The organism is Microvirga sp. VF16 (assembly GCF_016864375.1).
Lineage (GTDB): Bacteria > Pseudomonadota > Alphaproteobacteria > Rhizobiales > Beijerinckiaceae > Microvirga.
Genome location: NZ_CP069356.1, coordinates 724,987 through 745,246 on the forward strand (window position 1 = coordinate 724,987; position 20,260 = coordinate 745,246).

General features: G+C 62.3%; 14 protein-coding genes and 1 pseudogene. 8 read left to right on the forward strand and 7 right to left on the reverse strand.

From position 1 onward, the window contains the following. Positions 1-38: 38 nt before the first annotated feature. Entirely contained in the window at positions 39-788 is a 750-nt protein-coding gene (locus JO965_RS35770; RefSeq protein ID WP_203445602.1) for a class I SAM-dependent methyltransferase, read from the reverse strand. Between the two features lie 321 nt (positions 789-1,109). Next, positions 1,110-1,925, reverse strand: a complete 816-nt coding sequence (locus JO965_RS35775) for a class I SAM-dependent methyltransferase (RefSeq protein ID WP_203445603.1) — start codon at positions 1,923-1,925, stop codon at positions 1,110-1,112. A gap of 285 nt (positions 1,926-2,210) precedes the next feature. On the opposite strand from JO965_RS35775, the gene JO965_RS35780 reads away from it, so the two are divergent. Beyond that, positions 2,211-3,254, forward strand: coding sequence for an IS110 family transposase (locus tag JO965_RS35780; protein ID WP_203439317.1), 1,044 nt, complete (start codon positions 2,211-2,213; stop codon positions 3,252-3,254). A 477-nt stretch (positions 3,255-3,731) separates the two neighbouring features. On the opposite strand, the gene JO965_RS35785 is transcribed toward JO965_RS35780, so the two are convergent. Further along, positions 3,732-4,760, reverse strand: coding sequence for an IS110 family transposase (locus tag JO965_RS35785; RefSeq protein ID WP_203445604.1), 1,029 nt, complete (start codon positions 4,758-4,760; stop codon positions 3,732-3,734). 336 nt (positions 4,761-5,096) lie between these two features. Here JO965_RS35785 and JO965_RS35790 point away from each other — a divergent pair, with 336 nt between their 5' ends. From JO965_RS35790 to JO965_RS35800, 3 genes are all read left to right on the forward strand, one after another. After that, on the forward strand, positions 5,097-6,275 hold the full coding sequence (locus JO965_RS35790; RefSeq protein ID WP_203445605.1) for a glycosyltransferase: 1,179 nt from the start codon (positions 5,097-5,099) through the stop codon (positions 6,273-6,275). 196 nt (positions 6,276-6,471) lie between these two features. Then, positions 6,472-7,893, forward strand: a complete 1,422-nt coding sequence (locus JO965_RS35795) for a lipopolysaccharide biosynthesis protein (protein WP_246777196.1) — start codon at positions 6,472-6,474, stop codon at positions 7,891-7,893. Positions 7,894-8,023: 130 nt separating this feature from the next. Next, on the forward strand, positions 8,024-9,049 hold the full coding sequence (locus tag JO965_RS35800; protein ID WP_203445607.1) for an IS110 family transposase: 1,026 nt from the start codon (positions 8,024-8,026) through the stop codon (positions 9,047-9,049). 478 nt (positions 9,050-9,527) lie between these two features. On the opposite strand, the gene JO965_RS35805 is transcribed toward JO965_RS35800, so the two are convergent. Next, a complete protein-coding gene (locus JO965_RS35805) occupies positions 9,528-10,571 on the reverse strand; it encodes an IS110 family transposase (RefSeq protein ID WP_203439317.1) in 1,044 nt (347 codons plus the stop codon). 264 nt (positions 10,572-10,835) lie between these two features. Further along, positions 10,836-11,804: pseudogene (locus JO965_RS35810) on the reverse strand (IS5 family transposase). 293 nt (positions 11,805-12,097) lie between these two features. Between JO965_RS35810 and JO965_RS35815 the strand changes: the two are divergent. After that, entirely contained in the window at positions 12,098-13,141 is a 1,044-nt protein-coding gene (locus JO965_RS35815; protein ID WP_203439317.1) for an IS110 family transposase, read from the forward strand. Between the two features lie 478 nt (positions 13,142-13,619). Here the strand turns inward: JO965_RS35815 and JO965_RS35820 are convergent, their stop codons facing one another. Together JO965_RS35820 and JO965_RS35825 are read right to left on the reverse strand one after the other, a co-directional pair. Beyond that, positions 13,620-14,645 carry an IS110 family transposase gene (locus JO965_RS35820; RefSeq protein ID WP_203445607.1) on the reverse strand — a complete coding sequence of 342 codons (1,026 nt, stop codon included), beginning with the start codon at positions 14,643-14,645 and terminating at the stop codon, positions 13,620-13,622. Positions 14,646-14,917: 272 nt separating this feature from the next. Continuing rightward, positions 14,918-16,501: a DUF6351 family protein gene (locus tag JO965_RS35825; protein ID WP_203445608.1), complete on the reverse strand. Its 1,584-nt coding sequence runs from the start codon at positions 16,499-16,501 to the stop codon at positions 14,918-14,920. Between the two features lie 411 nt (positions 16,502-16,912). Between JO965_RS35825 and JO965_RS35830 the strand changes: the two genes are divergently transcribed. The 3 genes from JO965_RS35830 to JO965_RS35840 all read left to right on the forward strand — a co-directional run bounded on the left by JO965_RS35830 (position 16,913) and on the right by JO965_RS35840 (position 20,220). After that, complete coding sequence (locus JO965_RS35830) at positions 16,913-17,863, forward strand: LysR family transcriptional regulator (protein WP_203445609.1); 951 nt, start codon at positions 16,913-16,915, stop codon at positions 17,861-17,863. 73 nt (positions 17,864-17,936) lie between these two features. Further along, positions 17,937-18,890, forward strand: coding sequence for a hydroxymethylglutaryl-CoA lyase (locus tag JO965_RS35835; protein ID WP_203445610.1), 954 nt, complete (start codon positions 17,937-17,939; stop codon positions 18,888-18,890). A gap of 130 nt (positions 18,891-19,020) precedes the next feature. After that, positions 19,021-20,220 (forward strand): CaiB/BaiF CoA-transferase family protein, encoded by a 1,200-nt coding sequence (locus JO965_RS35840; protein WP_246777197.1) that lies wholly within the window; start codon positions 19,021-19,023, stop codon positions 20,218-20,220. Positions 20,221-20,260: the final 40 nt, after the last annotated feature.

Sequence of the window (20,260 nt, forward strand, 5' to 3'; positions counted from 1 at the left end):
TGAGGGCCTAGGAACAAGAGGCCAATCACGTTCTTGGGTCAGTAGAACGCAACGTGAGAAAACTGGCCCGATGCAAATATGGACTGCCGTTTGTTTGCGACGACTCGGCCGCGCGTAAATGCAATGTCGGCTGATTGGAGTTCTTGGGCGATCCGATCACGCAGTAAGGTCTCACCCCGTCGCTCCGCATCATCAATTACGATGATGAAGCCTGCTGGGTTCAGCTTGCCGAGGAGGGTTAGGCAGCAGTGACGTGTGTATCTCTGCTTCGGTGTTAGGGCTGGGGGGCCATCGACAACAAGAAGGTCAATGGTCGCATCAAGTTGGGCTGCGTCAAAATCGTAACCGTCATACGAGAGGCCGTCGTCCTCGTAATGTCTGAGCGTGACAACCCTGACCTCATGACTCACACGCGCTCGGACGTAGTCCGCCCAGATTGGATCATGTTCTATCGTTAAGACGCTGCCCGTGATCAGGCCGTGCCGTCTCAGTTCATCGAAGAGCAGGGAAGTCTGTCCAGCCCCTAACTCCAGGACAGACGAGAGCTTTGTCTCGCGCGCGACCCGAAGGAGGAAATACAACAGTCCATAGTTCGCGGCATTTCCGACCGGATAGAACTTGTTCTCGACCCCGATTTGCGCCAGATCCCGCTCGAAGATACGCTGGTAGACGGCTTCCAGCCCGGGGTTCGTCGGATCCAAGCCGCCGGTTGCAATTTGCTGAACAAGCCGTGCGGTGCGTGGAAGCGCCTGATCCTGGATGTAGGCCTGAATGAGTTTTCTCATCATCTGTCCCTATCCTCGCGGGTCCATCAACAAACAAGCCATAGGCCAGAGGAATGTCCGGCACCGCCGCAACTAGCGTGGCGCCTTGGCGGGACAAGCTGCCGCACCATAATCCGCTTGCTGTCTGAAACTATGGCATCGTGTGCCAAGGCAAATAGTGCATACAGGAAGGTGCGTAATTCGCAGAACTGCCTTTATGGAATGGGCTGCTTGTGACTCAGCGGGAGAACGCCGCACTAGGCCGCCCACGCCGTCACAGCAGGAAATCGTCCGTTCTACGTCAGCAAATTCGTCTGCCGGTCTCGACGACGCCTACGGCCGAGTTCAACTCTGACTTGAAAGGAGCAGTGGCGTCTGCGGCGATCCGGTGATTTCTCGGTATTTCTGCCGGGTCAGCGCTGCGAACAGGTGGCCGGTCGGCAGCTTCACCGTGCGAACCTCACTATCAGGGGCAACGCGGGCGAGGAAGTAGTGCCAGTTTTCCGGACTCCAGAAGTTAATGTGCCCAGCGTAGGACTGGAATTCCGGGTTGTACTCCTTGGCGACAAACCGATCCTTCCGCCCGTCGGGTACCGTTAGGACCAGGGTGCCGCCGTCTGCGACTATGTCGAACAGGCGCCGGACGGCCGCCTCGGGATTTACTAGGTGTTCGAGCACCTCGGTCAGAAAAACCACGTCATAGCTCGGTGCCTCCGGAAGATCCCACAGTGAGCAGAAGAACAATTCGGCATCGGGGCAGGCCCGCTTCGCCATGGCGAGCTTCTCGTTACCGATGTCGCATCCGGCGAGAGAGACGCCGGGGTATCGCGCTCCGATGAGGCGCAGCAGGCATCCCGCATGGCAACCGACATCCAGAACACGCTTTCCTGCGATTTCGACTGCTTCCGCGTCGCACTGGTCGAGCAGAAGGCGGACCATCGCGAGCCGATGCGGGGTGAAGTACTTCTGCAGGAACGCCGGCGTCGGCCACGCTCCGGTAACGGCGTTGTGCTGTATCTCTGGAAGAATGTCCTGCAGCAGGCCGGCAGAGTTGTCCGTGTCGAGACGAGTCGGCCGATACTGCAGTTCTGGTTCAATCCTGACAATCCTATAGCCGTACCGCGCAAGCACAGATTGAATCAAATTCTTGACCTGGAGCATCTTACCTCGCCTCCGGTCTCATTTGGGGTCGCGGTGCAACCGCGCTGCTTCGTTGATAAGAGCGTCCATGCTTGACTACAGATGGCACGCGCCCAAGATCATGCACCAAATCGCGCGCCTAGGCCACGTAATTCGCGGAAGGCCGTGTGTGGACGGCGCCTGCTTGGCAAGAGGGCTGTTTATGTTTTGACGCTTTGGTCGGGTGCTGTTGGAGTGGACGGCCCCCTTACGGCATCGCTGTGCCAGAATGAGGTCGTTGCAGATCTCAGTGACAGGAGACCGTCCATGGACCAGATTATCCGCATCGGAATGGATACGTCAAAGCACGTCTTCCAACTGCACGGCGTGAATGCCGCCGAGGAGCCGGTGCTGCGCAAGAAGCTGCGGCGCCAGGATCTGATCACCTTCTTTGGCAAGCTTCCGCCCACCGTAGTTGCCCTTGAAGCCTGTGGGGGCTCGCACCATTGGGCGCGCCTTCTGCAGTCGTTAGGGCACCAGGTGAAGCTGATCGCGCCGCAATTGGCCAAGCCGTACGTCAAGCGTGGCAAGAACGATGCGGCTGATGCCGAGGCGATCTGCGAGGCGATGAGCCGGCCCACCATGCGCTTCGTGCCGGTCAAAACAGCCGACCAGCAGGCGGCCTTGATGCTGGTGGGCGTGCGCGATCGCTTGATCCGGCAGCGCACCCAGCTGGTCAACGTGATCCGCGGCTATGCGGCGGAGTTCGGGCTCATTGCCCCTAAGGGGCTGTGCCGGATCGAGCCTCTGCTGGAGCGGGTCAAAACCGAGGAGACCTTGCCGGCTCTCGCCCGGGAGCTGTTTGCGATGCAGGCCACGGAGTATGCGCAGCTGCAGGCCCGATTGGAGGAGATTGAAGATCGCCTCATGGCTTGGCACCGCGCCCATGAGATCAGCCGACGCTTGGCCAGGATTCCTGGGGTGGGTCCGATCGGCGCTGCGATGTTGGTGATGAAGACGCCTGCACCCGAGGCCTTTCGCTCGGCCCGCCACTTTGCCGCCTGGCTTGGCTTGACCCCGAAGGATCATTCCACCGCCGGCAAGGTGCGGCATGGGGTGATCACGCGGGCCGGTGACGAGGCCCTGCGCAGCGTGCTGGTGGTCGGGGCGACTGCTGTCATCCGGCAGTTGCGGCGCGGCCAGAGTGCGCCGCCTTCGCCGTGGCTGGTGGCGTTGCTCCAGCGCAAGCCGCCCAAGCTGGTTGCCGTGGCGCTGGCCAACAAGATCGCCCGCATTGCCTGGAAGCTGATGGTGACAGGGGAGAGCTACAAAGCCCCAGCGTCAGTATCGGCAGCGGCGTGCGCTGTGTAGAGATCAGCCCGACATGAGAACCCTTCAAGCGCTCTCGTGTTGAGCTGGTGTCGGACCTTGCAAGGAAGCGAGCAGATGGTGTGATCGATCGATCCAGACGGTGAGACACTCCGCACATGACTGTGGTCTGGCGAGGCCGCGGTGCTGTTGGGAACTCACAGAGCGGACGCCATCTTGGCCAGCGGTCATGTGTGACTGCAATGAAAGGCCGGACATATGACCGCAAGCGATCCGATCAAACCATGCCGAAATCTTCTTGCGAGGCGGGGGCCGTCCACATAAGCCATGTGTTTGGCCTTTATGCGGCCTCATGACCGCTGGCCCTGATGAAGTTCGCGGATCAGGTCCCCATCGTTTATGCTGCGTCTGAGCGCAACGGCCTTCTCGGGCTGCTCTGATCCCCGGCTCGAGCGGTTCGTCATCACACCATCACCACCTCACCAATCCTACAAATGTTCGTTCGGCTCCAAACGCTGCCTAAGCAGCCGCAGCCGCCGGAGCGCGGTATCCTTCGCTGTCCTGCAGCACCGCCCAAGCGATCCGAGCCAGCTGGTTGGCAATGGTGGTCTTGACCACGCTGGCTGGGCGGCGAGCCAGAAGCGCGCTGATCCACCCTGCTGTCACCGAGCTCCGGCCGCGCGCATGCCGCATCAGCGTGGAGGCTCCCAACACCAGAAGCCGTCGTGGGTATCGGTCTCCCTGCTTGGAGATGTGCCCCAATCGCACCTTACCGCCAGTGCCGCTCTGCCGTGGCACAAGTCCGATCCAGGCCGCCAAGTGCTGGCCCGAACGGAAGGAACTCGGATCCGGGATGGTGGCCGCCAGGGCACTGGCGGTGATCAGTTCGATGCCGGGGATCGTCTCCAGGCGCTGGCTCAGCTCATTTGTGCGATGCCACGCCAGGATCTCATGCTCAACTTGGCCAATACGGCCGTGGACGTCCTCAATCTGAGCAAGGATCAGGCGGATGCACCGCCATGCCAGGTCCGGCAACGCCGCGCCGCGTGCCTTCTCGGCCACTTCAATGAGCTTGGGAACGCTGGGCAGCCCCTGAGGAGAGATGATGCCATACTCAGCCAAGTGACCACGCAGGGCATTGACCAACATGGTCCGCTGGCGCACGAGCAGGTCGCGGGTGCGGTGGAGCGTGAGCGCGGCCTGCTGCTCAGGATTCTTGATGGCGACAAAGCGCATGGTCGGCCGGGTCACTGCCTCGCAGATGCCTTCCGCATCGCGGGCATCACTTTTGCTGCGTTTGACATGAGGCTTCACATAGGCCGCAGGCATGAGCCGGACCTCGTGGCCGAGAGCCGCCAGTTCCCGCGCCCAGAAGTGCGCCGTGGAGCAGGCCTCCACCCCGATCAGACAAGCTGGTAAACAGTGGAAGAAGCCGAGCACCTCACTGCGCCGTATCTGACGACGGATCAGAGCCTGTCCTGCGTCATCAATGCCGTGGACCTGAAACACATGCTTGGCGAGATCGAAACCTACTGTCGTGACTTGCATTGGAGCGGCTCCCTGTCTGGCGCTGAGGCAAACACCCTATCTGAAGGGCACTGCCGGGAGCAGGCGCCGTCCACTCCATCATCTTTGGAACACGATCTGAAGTGTTCGGAAGTCGTCACGCCGGCCTATGGAACGTTGTCGCGTCTATGCAGCAGAACCGATGTCCAGGACGCCTCGGCAATGAACGTTTCCGACAGGGATCGCGCCGGACCGCTAAATTAGCGCCCGTCGATCCGGAGTTGTCAGCCTGATCGGCCAGCCGAGCTCACAAGCCTGTGCTATCATTCCTCCTGGATCAAGCTTAGCCCAATCCGGCAGGGCGGAGATGCCTTACTCATGGTCGACGAAGCACCAACCCGCAGGATTCTCTTCATCATCAACTCCCTCGAGGGCGGCGGGGCAGAGCGGGTGATGTGTCTTGTGGCAGCCGCAGTAGCAGAAGCCGAGAGGCACTGGAGGGTCAGTCTTGCCACCCTCGATCAGGAACGCGAAAGCTATGCGCTTTCGGAGCGCGTGACCCGTATTCGATTGAATGCAGGAGGAAGCCTGCTATGGAGCATGATCGCCCTTCGTAGGCTTCTTCGTCTGGAACGTCCCGACGTCGTCATTAGTTTTCTGACGCGGTCGAACTGCGCCGCAATTGCCTGCTCACGGCTGGCGGGGATTCCATGCGTCGTCAGCGAACGTGTCCACACTACAAGCCATCTCTCGTCCGACCGGGGCCGTCGATTGAAGAAAGCTCTGATCAGGTGCCTCTACCCCTATGCGGATCGGATCGTCGCCGTCTCCCAAGGCATCAGGGACGATCTCGTCGAGCACTATGGCGTGGCCGCCAGACAGGTGGTAACGATCCACAATCCCGTCGATGCGGAGAGGATCAGGCGCGCGGCTTTGACCGCTCCTTCGGTCGATCTTCCTCATGACTTCATCGTGGCGGTCGGGCGCCTCGTGCCGAACAAGAACTTTTCGATGCTGCTGCGTTCGTATGCGGCTGCGAGTATCGGCAGCTCGCTCGTGATCCTCGGAGAGGGAGCCGAACGGTCCAGGCTCGAAGCCCTCGCGTCCGAGCTCGGGGTGTCCGACAAGGTCCACCTGCTGGGCTTCGCGGCGAATCCCCACGCGATCGTCGCGCGGGCCCAATTCTACGTGTCGCCGTCGAACGCGGAAGGTTTTCCGAATGCGATGATCGAGGCCATGTGCATCGGACTGCCTGTCGTGTCGACGGATTGCGAATCCGGCCCATCCGAGATCCTTCAGGGAGGAGTGGGAGCGCCGAAAGTCACGGAGCTGACGAAGGCCAGGTTCGGCATTCTGGTCCCACCTGACAACGAGCGCGCCATGAGCGCCGCGCTTCGGACAATGAGCCAGCCCCGCAATCGCAGGCACTTCGCCGCTGCGGCCCGGAGGCGCGCGCACGACTTCTCCCTTGATCACAGTCTGATGGAGTATCGAGCCGTGATTGATACAAGCCTTTCAGTCCTCACGTCCGGAAGGCGGCCGGTTGAGGCGATCTGACGTTCCCATGAACGCCGGAACAGACTTCAGGTGCGTCGCGGATTGTCGATCGGGCCGCGCCCGGGATCCGATCGAGTGCCATGGCACGAGCGTCTGAAGCCTTCACGCCGTCGTTTCACGCGCTCCTCGTGGCGCGCATCTCGTCTCAGGTAGCCGGATGACCAAAAGAATTTCAGCAGCGAGAGCCGTGGTCTTCATGGGGGCGGCTCAGGCTTGCAGATTGATAGTTACATTCATAACCGCCCCGATCCTCGGCAGGCTGCTGCACCCCGCCGACTTCGGCCTAATCGCAACCTCGGCGCCGATCATCGGTTTTGTAACAATGATTCAAAATCTGGGTCTGACCCAGGCGATCATTCAACGCCAGATGATCACGAAAGGACAAACCAACACGCTGTTCTGGCTGTCCCTGCTTCTCAGTCTCACGTTCGCCGCCGGTCTGTCCGTTCTGGCGCCCTTGCTGGCGCGTTATTTTCAGGAACCGCGTTTGACGGCCATCATCTGGGCCGGTGCGGTGCTCACCGTGGTTTCCGTCATCGCCGAGCAGCCTATGGCGCTCCTGACCCGAGGCCTTCGTTTCAGGCTTCTGGCCGTCCTTGACATTCTCGGCATCGTCATTGGGGCTGCCCTTGGGGTTGCGATCGCGTGGTACACCCGCAGCTACTGGGCTTTGCTGGTGCCTCTGGCGTGTGCCCGTTTCCTGAACTTGGTTGTTTCGGCCCTTGCGGCCCGGTGGTTCCCGGGGAGACCGGTTTGGGATGAGGCCGCGCGACAGATGATCGGATTCGGCGCAGGCCTGTCGACGTTCAATGTCTTGAACTTCTTCGCGCGCAGCGCGGACAATCTGATGATTGCCAAAGCGCATGGCGCCGTCGCGCTTGGCTTCTACGATCGGGCCTACAAGCTCATGTTGCTGCCACTCACGCAGGCGACCTGGCCGTTGGGCCGCATCATAATACCAATTCTTTCGCGGCTGCAGGACGAACCGGAGGAATATCGCCTCACCTATGTCAGCAGCGTGAGCCTCCTGATGCTTGCGGTGCAACCAGGTGTGTTGTGTGCGGTGATCTATTCCGATGCAACCGTCGCGCTGCTGCTCGGAAGCAAGTGGGCGGAAGCAGCGCCCATATTCGCCTGGCTGGGGTTCGCGGGTCTGCACCAGACATTCACGTCGACGACGGGCTGGCTGTTCATAAGCCAAGGAAGGATGCGGGAATTCGGTATCGTCGGCCTTGTTGGTTCAACATTGGCGATAGCCTCATTTGCCGTCGGTCTGCCCTGGGGACCTCTTGGCGTCGCCATCTCTTATGTCGTCAGCGATTATGCGCTACGACTTCCCTTCACCTGGTACATGACGGGACGGGCAGGCTATGTCGGGGTTGGTGACATCTACCGAATCGTCATCCCCCATGCCTGCGGTCTCCTGGTGAGCGCATCTGCGCTGGTTCTGGTCAAGGCATCCCTACAGGCCCCTTCGCCCGTCGCGCTGGGCGGAATTCTCGTCGTCACCTACGTGATCAACTCCGCCGTCCTGACGCTGTTCAGGCCTAAGCGTCTCCTGATGATCCGAGCGCTGAAGGTAGCGTGTCGGAGTGTGATGCTGCGCGCGACTTCCTGAACGGGACGACCATCCTTCAGGATCAGGGCGTCTTCAAGTTGGAGGTGGTGAGGCCTTGATGGTGTGGACGCCCCCAACGGCCTCAGTGTGCCACAGTGGAGGTGTTGAACACCACTTAAGGGAGGCGTCCATGGGAGAGGTTAGCATGATTGGCTTGGATCTGGCGAAGAGCGTGTTCCAAGTGCACGGTGCCGATGCATCCGGAGCGGTTCTATTTCGCAAGAAGCTGCGGCGGCATCAGGTTCTTACGTTCTTTGCTGGCCGACCACCCTGCACGGTGGCGATGGAGGCCTGCGGCAGCGCTCACCATTGGGCCCGTGAAATCGGCCGGCTCGGGCATGCGGTCCGGCTGATCCCGCCGGCTTACGTGAAGCCTTTCGTCAAGCGCCAGAAGAACGACGCTGCCGATGCTGAGGCGATCTGCGAGGCGGCCCAGCGCCCGACCATGCGCTTCGTGGCTCCCAAGAGCGAGCAGGCTCAAGCCGCCGCTGTCGTGTTCCGGGCGCGCGATCTCCTGGTGAAGCAGCGAACCCAGATCATCAATGCTTTGAGGGGACATCTGGCCGAGTTCGGCATCGTGGTGCCGAAAGGGCCAGCTCACGCCCCGCACCTCGTGCGGGCTGTCGAGGATATGGCAGAACCGATCCCGGAGCTCGCTCGACCGATCCTTCAGATGCTGGTTGAGGCGCTCCATCGGTTGGACGAGCAGATCACATATCTGGATCGCGAGATTGCCGAGAGGGCTAAGAGAGATGAGACGGCGCGTCGGCTGATGACCATTCCTGGTGTGGGCCCAGTCACTGCGGTGGCATTGGCGGCGCTTGCCCCACCCGCTGAGACCTTCAAGCGCGGACGGGACTTTGCCGCCTGGGTGGGACTCACGCCCCTGCAGCATTCGACCGGCGGCAAGCAGAAGCTCGGCGCCACCTCGAAGATGGGCGAGCGGACGCTGCGGCGCTTGCTGATCCTTGGCGCCAGCGGCGTCTTACGCTGGGCGGCCCGCAACGGAGTTCCGGCAGGGTCGTGGCTTGCACGAATGCTGGCCCGCAAGCCGCCGATGCTGGTGCGGGTGGCCTTGGCCAATAAGATGGCTCGCGTCATCTGGGCCTTGATGGCCAGGGGCGGGATCTACCGAGCTCCGGCCGTGAGCGTATAAGCGCTCGCGTCTGTGGGGCGGTTGGGGCGGAGGAAGGTCGAAGGAGAGAGATGGCGCAACGGTCGATGAAACGGGAGCAGGAAAACCAGTGTGCAACAACGCGCCTTGAGCGCGCCGCCTTGAATTGGACCTGATCCGCGAACTCCATCCGGGCCCGCGGCATGTGAATGGCCGCAGATGAGGCCGTACACATGGCTTATGTGGACGGCCCCCGCCTCGCAAGAAGATTTCGGCATGGTTTGATCGGATCGCTTGCGGTCATATGTCCGGCCTTTCATTGCAGTCACACATGACCGCTGGCCAAGATGGCGTCCGCTCTGTGAGTTCCCAACAGCACCGCGGCCTCGCCAGACCACAGTCATGTGCGGAGTGTCTCACCGTCTGGATCGATCGATCACACCATCTGCTCGCTTCCTTGCAAGGTCCGACACCAGCTCAACACGAGAGCGCTTGAAGGGTTCTCATGTCGGGCTGATCTCTACACAGCGCACGCCGCTGCCGATACTGACGCTGGGGCTTTGTAGCTCTCCCCTGTCACCATCAGCTTCCAGGCAATGCGGGCGATCTTGTTGGCCAGCGCCACGGCAACCAGCTTGGGCGGCTTGCGCTGGAGCAACGCCACCAGCCACGGCGAAGGCGGCGCACTCTGGCCGCGCCGCAACTGCCGGATGACAGCAGTCGCCCCGACCACCAGCACGCTGCGCAGGGCCTCGTCACCGGCCCGCGTGATCACCCCATGCCGCACCTTGCCGGCGGTGGAATGATCCTTCGGGGTCAAGCCAAGCCAGGCGGCAAAGTGGCGGGCCGAGCGAAAGGCCTCGGGTGCAGGCGTCTTCATCACCAACATCGCAGCGCCGATCGGACCCACCCCAGGAATCCTGGCCAAGCGTCGGCTGATCTCATGGGCGCGGTGCCAAGCCATGAGGCGATCTTCAATCTCCTCCAATCGGGCCTGCAGCTGCGCATACTCCGTGGCCTGCATCGCAAACAGCTCCCGGGCGAGAGCCGGCAAGGTCTCCTCGGTTTTGACCCGCTCCAGCAGAGGCTCGATCCGGCACAGCCCCTTAGGGGCAATGAGCCCGAACTCCGCCGCATAGCCGCGGATCACGTTGACCAGCTGGGTGCGCTGCCGGATCAAGCGATCGCGCACGCCCACCAGCATCAAGGCCGCCTGCTGGTCGGCTGTTTTGACCGGCACGAAGCGCATGGTGGGCCGGCTCATCGCCTCGCAGATCGCCTCGGCATCAGCCGCATCGTTCTTGCCACGCTTGACGTACGGCTTGGCCAATTGCGGCGCGATCAGCTTCACCTGGTGCCCTAACGACTGCAGAAGGCGCGCCCAATGGTGCGAGCCCCCACAGGCTTCAAGGGCAACTACGGTGGGCGGAAGCTTGCCAAAGAAGGTGATCAGATCCTGGCGCCGCAGCTTCTTGCGCAGCACCGGCTCCTCGGCGGCATTCACGCCGTGCAGTTGGAAGACGTGCTTTGACGTATCCATTCCGATGCGGATAATCTGGTCCATGGACGGTCTCCTGTGACTGAGATCTGCAACGACCTCATTCTGGCACAGCGATGCCGTAAGGGGGCCGTCCACTCCAACAGCACTCGCCGACGCGCTCCACCACTCCAGAAGATTCTTCTTGCGTCACCACGGGCGTCCACACATGTTGCAGCACTCGCCGACGCGCTCCACCACTCCAGAAGATTCTTCTTGCGTCACCACGGGCGTCCACACATGTTGCACGGATCCGTTAGTGCACGCATCGAACGCTCTGCTAAACCGATTTCAGGCGATGCGGATGGACTTCGGGCGTCCAAGTTCAAGCATGCGGTTCAAGGCATAAACGGCAATAGCGACCTCGGTGGCGCGCCGGGATTCCGCCCGTGAGCGTAAGCTGTCTCTCATCACTCGTTTGATGCGACTTACTGCGGTCTCCACCAAAGCACGGCGATTTTAACCTGACACCTTTTGCCAGCCCATGCGTCCATGCTCAGCAATGCTTTGGAGATGCTGGTCGCGCTGGGTCGGAGTGGTCTCCACATCCTCGCTCGGCACTGCGGTTGATCGAGGTGGGACGATCACATCAGCATCAGGGTAGTGCTTGGCGACAGTGTCGTAGACGCCGATTTGGTCGTAGGCACCATCACCAGTGAACGAGCCGAGTGGAGCTGCGATCTGGTCGAGCAAGGGGGCGACCTGCGAGCCGTCATCGACATCGCTCGTGGTCAGCTCTGAGGCGAGGATCTGTCCGGTCTCGGCATCAACTCCAATGTGCAGCTTTCGCCAGGCGCGGCGTCTCCGGGCCCCGTGCTTCTCGGCCAACCACTCGCCAGGTCCACATAGCCGCAGGCCCGTGCTGTCCATCAGCAGGTGAAGCGGTCCTCCGGAGCTTGGACATAGCTTCGGGATCTCCAGAGTCTCGGCGCGGCGGCTTAGGGTTGAATGATCCGGCACCGCCAGATCAAGGCCAAGCAGCGTCACGATTGAGCCGATCAGCCCCTCGGTCTGCCGCAGCGCCAGCCGGAACACCGCCCGCAGGGTCAGGGCTGTCCTGATCGCCAGGGTCGAGTAATGCGGTTGACCACCGCGTGTCCTGCGGGGCTCAGCGCGCCAGGCGGCAATGGCTTGCTCGGTGAACCAGACCGTGAGCCTGCCCCGCTGGCGCAAGGCCGCATCGTACTCCGCCCAGTTCATCACCCGGTACCGCTGCTTCGGAATGCGGTGACGGCGAGCGGCATTGGCTTTGAAGGGCACGGTGGAAATCTTTGGTCAGAAGCCGAACTGGCCTCTATGCTACCCAGCCGCGGTTACCAATTCGCTCATCCATGCAACATGTGTGGACGCCCGTGGTGACGCAAGAAGAATCTTCTGGAGTGGTGGAGCGCGTCGGCGAGTGCTGCAACATGTGTGGACGCCCGTGGTGACGCAAGAAGAATCTTCTGGAGTGGTGGAGCGCGTCGGCGAGTGCTGTTGGAGTGGACGGCCCCCTTACGGCATCGCTGTGCCAGAATGAGGTCGTTGCAGATCTCAGTCACAGGAGACCGTCCATGGACCAGATTATCCGCATCGGAATGGATACGTCAAAGCACGTCTTCCAACTGCACGGCGTGAATGCCGCCGAGGAGCCGGTGCTGCGCAAGAAGCTGCGGCGCCAGGATCTGATCACCTTCTTTGGCAAGCTTCCGCCCACCGTAGTTGCCCTTGAAGCCTGTGGGGGCTCGCACCATTGGGCGCGCCTTCTGCAGTCGTTAGGGCACCAGGTGAAGCTGATCGCGCCGCAATTGGCCAAGCCGTACGTCAAGCGTGGCAAGAACGATGCGGCTGATGCCGAGGCGATCTGCGAGGCGATGAGCCGGCCCACCATGCGCTTCGTGCCGGTCAAAACAGCCGACCAGCAGGCGGCCTTGATGCTGGTGGGCGTGCGCGATCGCTTGATCCGGCAGCGCACCCAGCTGGTCAACGTGATCCGCGGCTATGCGGCGGAGTTCGGGCTCATTGCCCCTAAGGGGCTGTGCCGGATCGAGCCTCTGCTGGAGCGGGTCAAAACCGAGGAGACCTTGCCGGCTCTCGCCCGGGAGCTGTTTGCGATGCAGGCCACGGAGTATGCGCAGCTGCAGGCCCGATTGGAGGAGATTGAAGATCGCCTCATGGCTTGGCACCGCGCCCATGAGATCAGCCGACGCTTGGCCAGGATTCCTGGGGTGGGTCCGATCGGCGCTGCGATGTTGGTGATGAAGACGCCTGCACCCGAGGCCTTTCGCTCGGCCCGCCACTTTGCCGCCTGGCTTGGCTTGACCCCGAAGGATCATTCCACCGCCGGCAAGGTGCGGCATGGGGTGATCACGCGGGCCGGTGACGAGGCCCTGCGCAGCGTGCTGGTGGTCGGGGCGACTGCTGTCATCCGGCAGTTGCGGCGCGGCCAGAGTGCGCCGCCTTCGCCGTGGCTGGTGGCGTTGCTCCAGCGCAAGCCGCCCAAGCTGGTTGCCGTGGCGCTGGCCAACAAGATCGCCCGCATTGCCTGGAAGCTGATGGTGACAGGGGAGAGCTACAAAGCCCCAGCGTCAGTATCGGCAGCGGCGTGCGCTGTGTAGAGATCAGCCCGACATGAGAACCCTTCAAGCGCTCTCGTGTTGAGCTGGTGTCGGACCTTGCAAGGAAGCGAGCAGATGGTGTGATCGATCGATCCAGACGGTGAGACACTCCGCACATGACTGTGGTCTGGCGAGGCCGCGGTGCTGTTGGGAACTCACAGAGCGGACGCCATCTTGGCCAGCGGTCATGTGTGACTGCAATGAAAGGCCGGACATATGACCGCAAGCGATCCGATCAAACCATGCCGAAATCTTCTTGCGAGGCGGGGGCCGTCCACATAAGCCATGTGTACGGCCTCATCTGCGGCCATTCACATGCCGCGGGCCCGGATGGAGTTCGCGGATCAGGTCCAATTCAAGGCGGCGCGCTCAAGGCGCGTTGTTGCACACTGGTTTTCCTGCTCCCGTTTCATCGACCGTTGCGCCATCTCTCTCCTTCGACCTTCCTCCGCCCCAACCGCCCCACAGACGCGAGCGCTTATACGCTCACGGCCGGAGCTCGGTAGATCCCGCCCCTGGCCATCAAGGCCCAGATGACGCGAGCCATCTTATTGGCCAAGGCCACCCGCACCAGCATCGGCGGCTTGCGGGCCAGCATTCGTGCAAGCCACGACCCTGCCGGAACTCCGTTGCGGGCCGCCCAGCGTAAGACGCCGCTGGCGCCAAGGATCAGCAAGCGCCGCAGCGTCCGCTCGCCCATCTTCGAGGTGGCGCCGAGCTTCTGCTTGCCGCCGGTCGAATGCTGCAGGGGCGTGAGTCCCACCCAGGCGGCAAAGTCCCGTCCGCGCTTGAAGGTCTCAGCGGGTGGGGCAAGCGCCGCCAATGCCACCGCAGTGACTGGGCCCACACCAGGAATGGTCATCAGCCGACGCGCCGTCTCATCTCTCTTAGCCCTCTCGGCAATCTCGCGATCCAGATATGTGATCTGCTCGTCCAACCGATGGAGCGCCTCAACCAGCATCTGAAGGATCGGTCGAGCGAGCTCCGGGATCGGTTCTGCCATATCCTCGACAGCCCGCACGAGGTGCGGGGCGTGAGCTGGCCCTTTCGGCACCACGATGCCGAACTCGGCCAGATGTCCCCTCAAAGCATTGATGATCTGGGTTCGCTGCTTCACCAGGAGATCGCGCGCCCGGAACACGACAGCGGCGGCTTGAGCCTGCTCGCTCTTGGGAGCCACGAAGCGCATGGTCGGGCGCTGGGCCGCCTCGCAGATCGCCTCAGCATCGGCAGCGTCGTTCTTCTGGCGCTTGACGAAAGGCTTCACGTAAGCCGGCGGGATCAGCCGGACCGCATGCCCGAGCCGGCCGATTTCACGGGCCCAATGGTGAGCGCTGCCGCAGGCCTCCATCGCCACCGTGCAGGGTGGTCGGCCAGCAAAGAACGTAAGAACCTGATGCCGCCGCAGCTTCTTGCGAAATAGAACCGCTCCGGATGCATCGGCACCGTGCACTTGGAACACGCTCTTCGCCAGATCCAAGCCAATCATGCTAACCTCTCCCATGGACGCCTCCCTTAAGTGGTGTTCAACACCTCCACTGTGGCACACTGAGGCCGTTGGGGGCGTCCACACCATCAAGGCGTCCTGGCAGCCCTGATCAGTTCATTCGCGCAATCGGATACTGCCCACGAACCCTGGAATCCAATCGCCGCCTGATCAAACGGCATTGTTCAGGGCCGACTAATTAGGGATTATCGGGCATTGCTGCTTAATCATGCGGGCTATGACCACATCCGAGCGGGTTCAACAGGATCTCCGTGACCCGCTTTGGTCTCCTATGGTTGGGCACAGCTGAAACTGGCAGCCTCGTCCAGGTTCCCAGCACCGGAGTACTTCGCTACCTGCGGATACGGGCACAGCGGGCGGGCTCGCACGACCTGAGAGCTTGCCATCTGGCGGGCCTGAATACTCTCGGGTGCCTTGCCGGTCTCGACCCAGTTGATGAGTGGCGTCATGGCGTCAAACCGATCCGGGCCAAATCCGCCGCGGCAGTGGAACATGCCAGGCACCATAAATAGGCGATAGAAGTTACTTGTTCGCTCCTCGCCCATGGTTCGGCGGACTCGCTCGTAGTAGTTCACGCCCATCATCGGGTTCAGGGCAGGATCAGCCCAACCGAAGTACGTGATGAGGCGCCCACCGCGCTTTTCGAACTCGGACAGATCCGGGTTGTTGGCATCGAGGATCTCCCGGATCCGGGTAATCGGCTCGACATCCTTGTCGAAGTTGAACTGCTTCCAATCCAGGTTGGGCTGCGACGTCGGAGCGCTCGCAAAGTACTTCAGGAAGCTTTCACCATAGGCGAACTGCCGGCTCTTGGCCCCTTCGGTGACGATCCACTCTTTCCAGCCACTCGCGCCGCTGGCATCCGCCGGCTCCGCACCCGGAAGCTGGCCCGGGAAGATGACCTCGCCCTTACTCTTCACGCCACCGTAGATCGTCTCGAGCGTCTCGACCTGGGCTTGGGTGAAGCACTGATCACCGGTTTGGCCCTCGGTGCATTTCGACAGGTCCTGAGCTGGGTTGAACGTGCATTGGCGTGGGTCAGCCAACAGACCATCCTTGGCACCGTCCACGGCGTCGCACTTGTCCAGCACGGCCTTGGCGATCACAGGAAGCTGCCGGAGGGAAATCGGCGCCTTGGCCAGTGCCTGAGCGTTCCACACGCCCCAGAGCTGGGTTCCAGTGAAATCGAGCACCGGGGCGCCGGCGAGAATACCGTCGAAGTCGCCCGGGTAGCGCTGGGCCGACATCAGGCCCTGACGCCCACCCGTGGAGCAGCCATCCCAGTAGGAGTAGGCGGGAGGACGATCATAGTAGGCCCGGATCAGGTCCTTGGCCCTGGTGACGGTCACGTGGACCCCGCGCGAAGCATAGTCCACCAGCTTGCCGAGATTGTTCTCCGCAAAGCTGCCGAGCGGTTGGGCGCGGGCATCGTGGCCGCTGTTCTGCTGGCCCACGGCAAAGCCCTGCCGCAGAGCGGCGTTGCGGGTGTCCTGCCGGCTGGCTTCCGCCAGGCTCTCGCCGGCATAGCCACCATTGCCGAACATGTAGAGCCGCCGGTTCCAGGCATCCGGCAGAGTGATTTCGAACTGGACCTCCGGCTGGATCATGCCCGTGACCTGACAGTGGGCAGGGTGCTGGTCGGTCGCCTCGGCATGTCTCGCTTTGAGGTAGGACACCTCTGGGAGCACCAATCGCTCGATGGCCGTGCAGGCCATCTGCGGGGACACCGGCGTCGAGCGAAAGGGGGCATCGGGCGGTGTCGCGGTAAAGCTGGAGGCGTTCTGTGCGTGAGCCGGGATGATGCCGATCCAAAGCACCGCGGTGGCCAGAAGCGGGCGTTCAAAGGCATTCATGCGCGTTCCTCTCCCGTAGCCGCGGCCATCACTGCCGCTTGCGCGTATCTGGGAGGAAAGAGGTTAGAGGACCGGGTGTTCTTCTCAATGGATCAAATAGGCATTGCGTTGGACGAACCGCACATTCGGTTGGGGCTTATAGCGATACCGATCGAAGCAGAGAGCTCTGACTGTTCGAAAGATCGTCCGCGACCTTCATGGATGATCCAAATGGCCCCTAAGGGTCATCGCTTAGCAAGAGATTGCTCTTATCCCAGCGTCCCGCATCGGGGGATGAGCGGACATTCCTTAAGCCAACTCTATGCCGTCCTTTGACCCAGAGGAGATCTTAGAAAGATCTTGGTGTCCAGCTAGCTTGGGCTTTCTTGGGTCGGTTCTTGCACCTGAGGCCGCATTGACGAATATGGGCCAATGAACCTGCCGGATTGGACGACCCTGCGCATCTTTCTCGCCGCCATCGAGTGCGGAAGCGTTACACGTGCCTCCGAAAAGTGCGGCATCGCCGTTTCGGCCGCTGCGAAACGCATTCAGGATCTGGAGACGGAACTCGGGGTCCAACTCCTGACCCGGGGTGCAAGAGGTGTAACGCCGACGGTGGCAGGGGAGCTCCTCGCCCGGCATGCCCGTACAATGTTCGCTTTCGGTGCGCGGCTTGGAGAGGACCTCCGTGCGGTTGCTGAAGGTGGACTGGGCAGTGTGCGTCTCCACGCAACCCTCTCGGTCCTGGCCGGGCATCCACTCGCGGAGGCGTTGGCGGACTTTGCCATCGAGCATCCTGGGGTCAGTGTCGAGCTGCGGGAAGTCACGAGCCTGTCCGTCCTGCAAAACCTCGTCGAGGGCCAAACGGATATTGGAATTATCACCGTTGGCGGAACCGTCCCCAATGGACTGGAGGCGCGATCCTGGCGCTCTGACCAACTCCTCGTCGTCATGCCAATGGGGCATGAGCTGGCAGCGCGCCAGAGCCTGCGCTTTGCGGAAGTCCTTGGCCATCCCCTGATCGAAATCATCGAGGGCGGCGCCATGACGTTGCTTCTGCAAGAGGCCGCAGAACGTCTTGGGGTGCGTCTGCGCCCGCGCCTTCGCGTTGCAACGGTCGAGGCTGCCGCCCGGCTCGTTGCCGCCGGCCATGACCTGGCCATCATCCCGGATGGCGTCCTGCCCACCTACAATCCCGACCTCCGCCTTGCAGGGGTTTGGCTGGCCGAGCCCTGGGCACGGCGGCAGGTGAGGCTGGTCAGTCGCCCGGCCACTATGCTGACGCCTTCGGCGCGCCTGCTGCTAGACTACCTTTCTGCCTCAAAAGGGGATCCGGCTGAGGTGGAGCGTTCGCGAGCGACGGACGCTGCGTCCGCGAAATAGCGCTTCTCCTTCTGCTCTCGCGCCGGCAGTCTCTGCGGGATAGCAAAAGCAAAACTACGCCCGAGGAGACGCCATGGAGATCAGCTCCAAGTCGGAAGCCGTCGTGGTGCGCGAGGTCGGCCCCCGCGACGGTTTGCAGAACGCATCGGCGATCATGCCAACACAAGCCAAGCTTGCCTGGATCGCCGCGATGACGGCAGCAGGCATCCGCGAGATGGAAGTCGCCAGCTTCGTTCCACCGGCGGCGATGCCGCAGATGGCGGATGCGGCCGAAGTGACCCGCGCTGTCCGTTCGGCCCACCCGAGCCTGCGCGTCATCGTTCTCGCTCCCAATCTGCGTGGCGTGCAGAACGCGGCGGCTGCTGGAGCGCAGTCCATCATCTTGCCCGTGTCGGCGAGCGAGGCTCATAGCCAGTCCAATGTGCGCCGGTCACGGGCCGAGCAGGTTGCGGAGGTCAGGCGCGTTGTCGAGTGGGCCCGGTCCCTGGGAGGCGATGCGCCCCGGATCGAGGTCGGCATTTCGACAGCCTTTGGCTGCTCGCTCCAAGGCATCGTCCCCGAGCGTGATGTCATCTCCTTGGCGGCCTCCCTGGCCGAAACGGGCGTGGACGTGATCGCCCTGGCCGATACCCTAGGGTACGCGAGCCCGTCTCACATTCATCGTCTCGTACGGTCCGTGAAGGCCGAGATCGGCAACACGACCTTCGGCAACCTGCATCTGCATGACACGCTCGGTACAGCTCTGGCCAACGTCCTCGCGGCTCTCGAGGAGGGCGTGCGCGGTTTCGATGCAGCCCTAGGCGGTCTCGGCGGCTGCCCGTTCGCGCCCGGCTCGGTCGGCAACGTGTCAACGGAGGATCTCGTCTATCTCCTGGAATCGGAAGGCTTCTCGACCGGAATTGACCTTGAGGCGCTCCTTGAAGCCCGCAAGGCCCTCCAGGCGGGGCTTCCGAGCGAAACACTTCAGGGCCGGGTCGCGGCCGCCGGCATTCCCCGTACCTACCGCTTGTCGTCAGCCGCCGCATAGCGGGATCAGGCGTCACCGGCGCCACCCTGAGAATCTTGAGGATGTTTACACTGTGTCCGCACCTTTGACCCAATCTGCGCCGCAAGCACCGGCGCCTCTCGCCGGGATCCGCGTTCTCGAATTCAGCCACATGATCATGGGGCCGAGTTGCGGGATGATCCTGGCTGATCTCGGCGCCGATGTCGTGAAGGTAGAGCCTGGTCCTGCCGGTGACAATTCGCGACGTCTCACGGGCGCGGCCATCGGCTTCTTCCCGACCTATAACCGGAACAAGCGCAGCATCTGCGTCGATATGAAGAGCCCCTCCGGGGCAGCGCTCGTCCGCCGGCTTGCCGCAGGCGCGGATGTCATCATCGAGAACTTCCGCCCGGGAGCCATGGAAAAGCTCGGACTGGGATACTCGGCACTATCAGGAATCAATCCGCGTCTCGTCTATTGCTCGCTCAAGGGTTTCCTGCCCGGGCCCTATGAGCATCGCACGGCTCTCGATGAGGTGGTCCAGATGATGGGCGGGCTTGCCTACATGACAGGCCCTCCCGGCCGCCCCCTGCGAACGGGCGCCTCCGTCAACGACATCCTAGGCGGGACGTTCGGGGCCGTTGCCATTCTGGCAGCGCTGCGCGAGCGCGATACGACCGGCCACGGCTCTCTCGTTCAATCGGGCCTGTTCGAAACCAATATGGTGCTTGTGGCGCAGCATATGGCCCGTGCGGCTATTGAGGGCCGCAATCCGGAGCCGTTCGGCGACCCGGAGATGAAGAAGCCTTGGCCCGTCTATGACGTCTTCGATTCCGCCGACGAGGGTGAGCAGGTATTCGTCGGGACGGTCACGGAGAGTCAATGGCGTGGGTTCTGCGAGGCGTTCGGTCTTAACGATCTCCTGTCCGATCCCGAACTTGCAAACATGGCGCAGTTGGCGGCTGCACGACCGCGGATCCGCTTGCGCGTGGCCGATGTCTTCCGGAAGCTGCCGAAAACCGAGCTGATGGCGAGGTGTGAAGCCCTCGGATTGCCTTTCGCTCCCATCGCACGGCCGGCCGACCTTTTCGATGACCCACACCTGTTGGCATCGGAAGGGTTGCTGCCGGTTGACCTCAGAAGTGCCGAGGGCGCCCCAAATGGTGCTCCGGTTGTTCCTGAGGCCGGGATCCCGGCACTTCCCGTCGCTTTGGGCACCGGTCGCCCTGGATTAAGGCGCCAGCCCCCGCATGCCGGTGAGCATGGGATCGAGGTGATGCAGGAGGCCGGTCTCTCAGAGGCGGAGATCAACATGATGATCGCCGAAGGGATCGTGTCAGTGTCCGCCCAAGAATCCCCGGCCGCGGCTTGATGCAAGAGCGCAGGCTGAGGCTGGGCGGTCCAAGCAAATG

Bases quoted from the DNA above. Each gene is read 5' to 3' on its own strand.
- JO965_RS35775 (WP_203445603.1), bottom strand. From the start codon at position 1,925: ATGCTCCAGGTCAAGAATTTGATTCAATCTGTGCTTGCGCGGTACGGC.
- JO965_RS35840 (WP_246777197.1), top strand. From the start codon at position 19,021: ATGATCATGGGGCCGAGTTGCGGGATGATCCTGGCTGATCTCGGCGCC.
- JO965_RS35835 (WP_203445610.1), top strand. From the start codon at position 17,937: ATGGAGATCAGCTCCAAGTCGGAAGCCGTCGTGGTGCGCGAGGTCGGC.
- JO965_RS35830 (WP_203445609.1), top strand. From the start codon at position 16,913: ATGAACCTGCCGGATTGGACGACCCTGCGCATCTTTCTCGCCGCCATC.
- JO965_RS35770 (WP_203445602.1), bottom strand. From the start codon at position 788: ATGATGAGAAAACTCATTCAGGCCTACATCCAGGATCAGGCGCTTCCA.
- JO965_RS35820 (WP_203445607.1), bottom strand. From the start codon at position 14,645: ATGGGAGAGGTTAGCATGATTGGCTTGGATCTGGCGAAGAGCGTGTTC.
- JO965_RS35785 (WP_203445604.1), bottom strand. From the start codon at position 4,760: ATGCAAGTCACGACAGTAGGTTTCGATCTCGCCAAGCATGTGTTTCAG.
- JO965_RS35800 (WP_203445607.1), top strand. From the start codon at position 8,024: ATGGGAGAGGTTAGCATGATTGGCTTGGATCTGGCGAAGAGCGTGTTC.
- JO965_RS35780 (WP_203439317.1), top strand. From the start codon at position 2,211: ATGGACCAGATTATCCGCATCGGAATGGATACGTCAAAGCACGTCTTC.
- JO965_RS35790 (WP_203445605.1), top strand. From the start codon at position 5,097: ATGGTCGACGAAGCACCAACCCGCAGGATTCTCTTCATCATCAACTCC.
- JO965_RS35815 (WP_203439317.1), top strand. From the start codon at position 12,098: ATGGACCAGATTATCCGCATCGGAATGGATACGTCAAAGCACGTCTTC.
- JO965_RS35805 (WP_203439317.1), bottom strand. From the start codon at position 10,571: ATGGACCAGATTATCCGCATCGGAATGGATACGTCAAAGCACGTCTTC.
- JO965_RS35795 (WP_246777196.1), top strand. From the start codon at position 6,472: ATGGGGGCGGCTCAGGCTTGCAGATTGATAGTTACATTCATAACCGCC.
- JO965_RS35825 (WP_203445608.1), bottom strand. From the start codon at position 16,501: ATGAATGCCTTTGAACGCCCGCTTCTGGCCACCGCGGTGCTTTGGATC.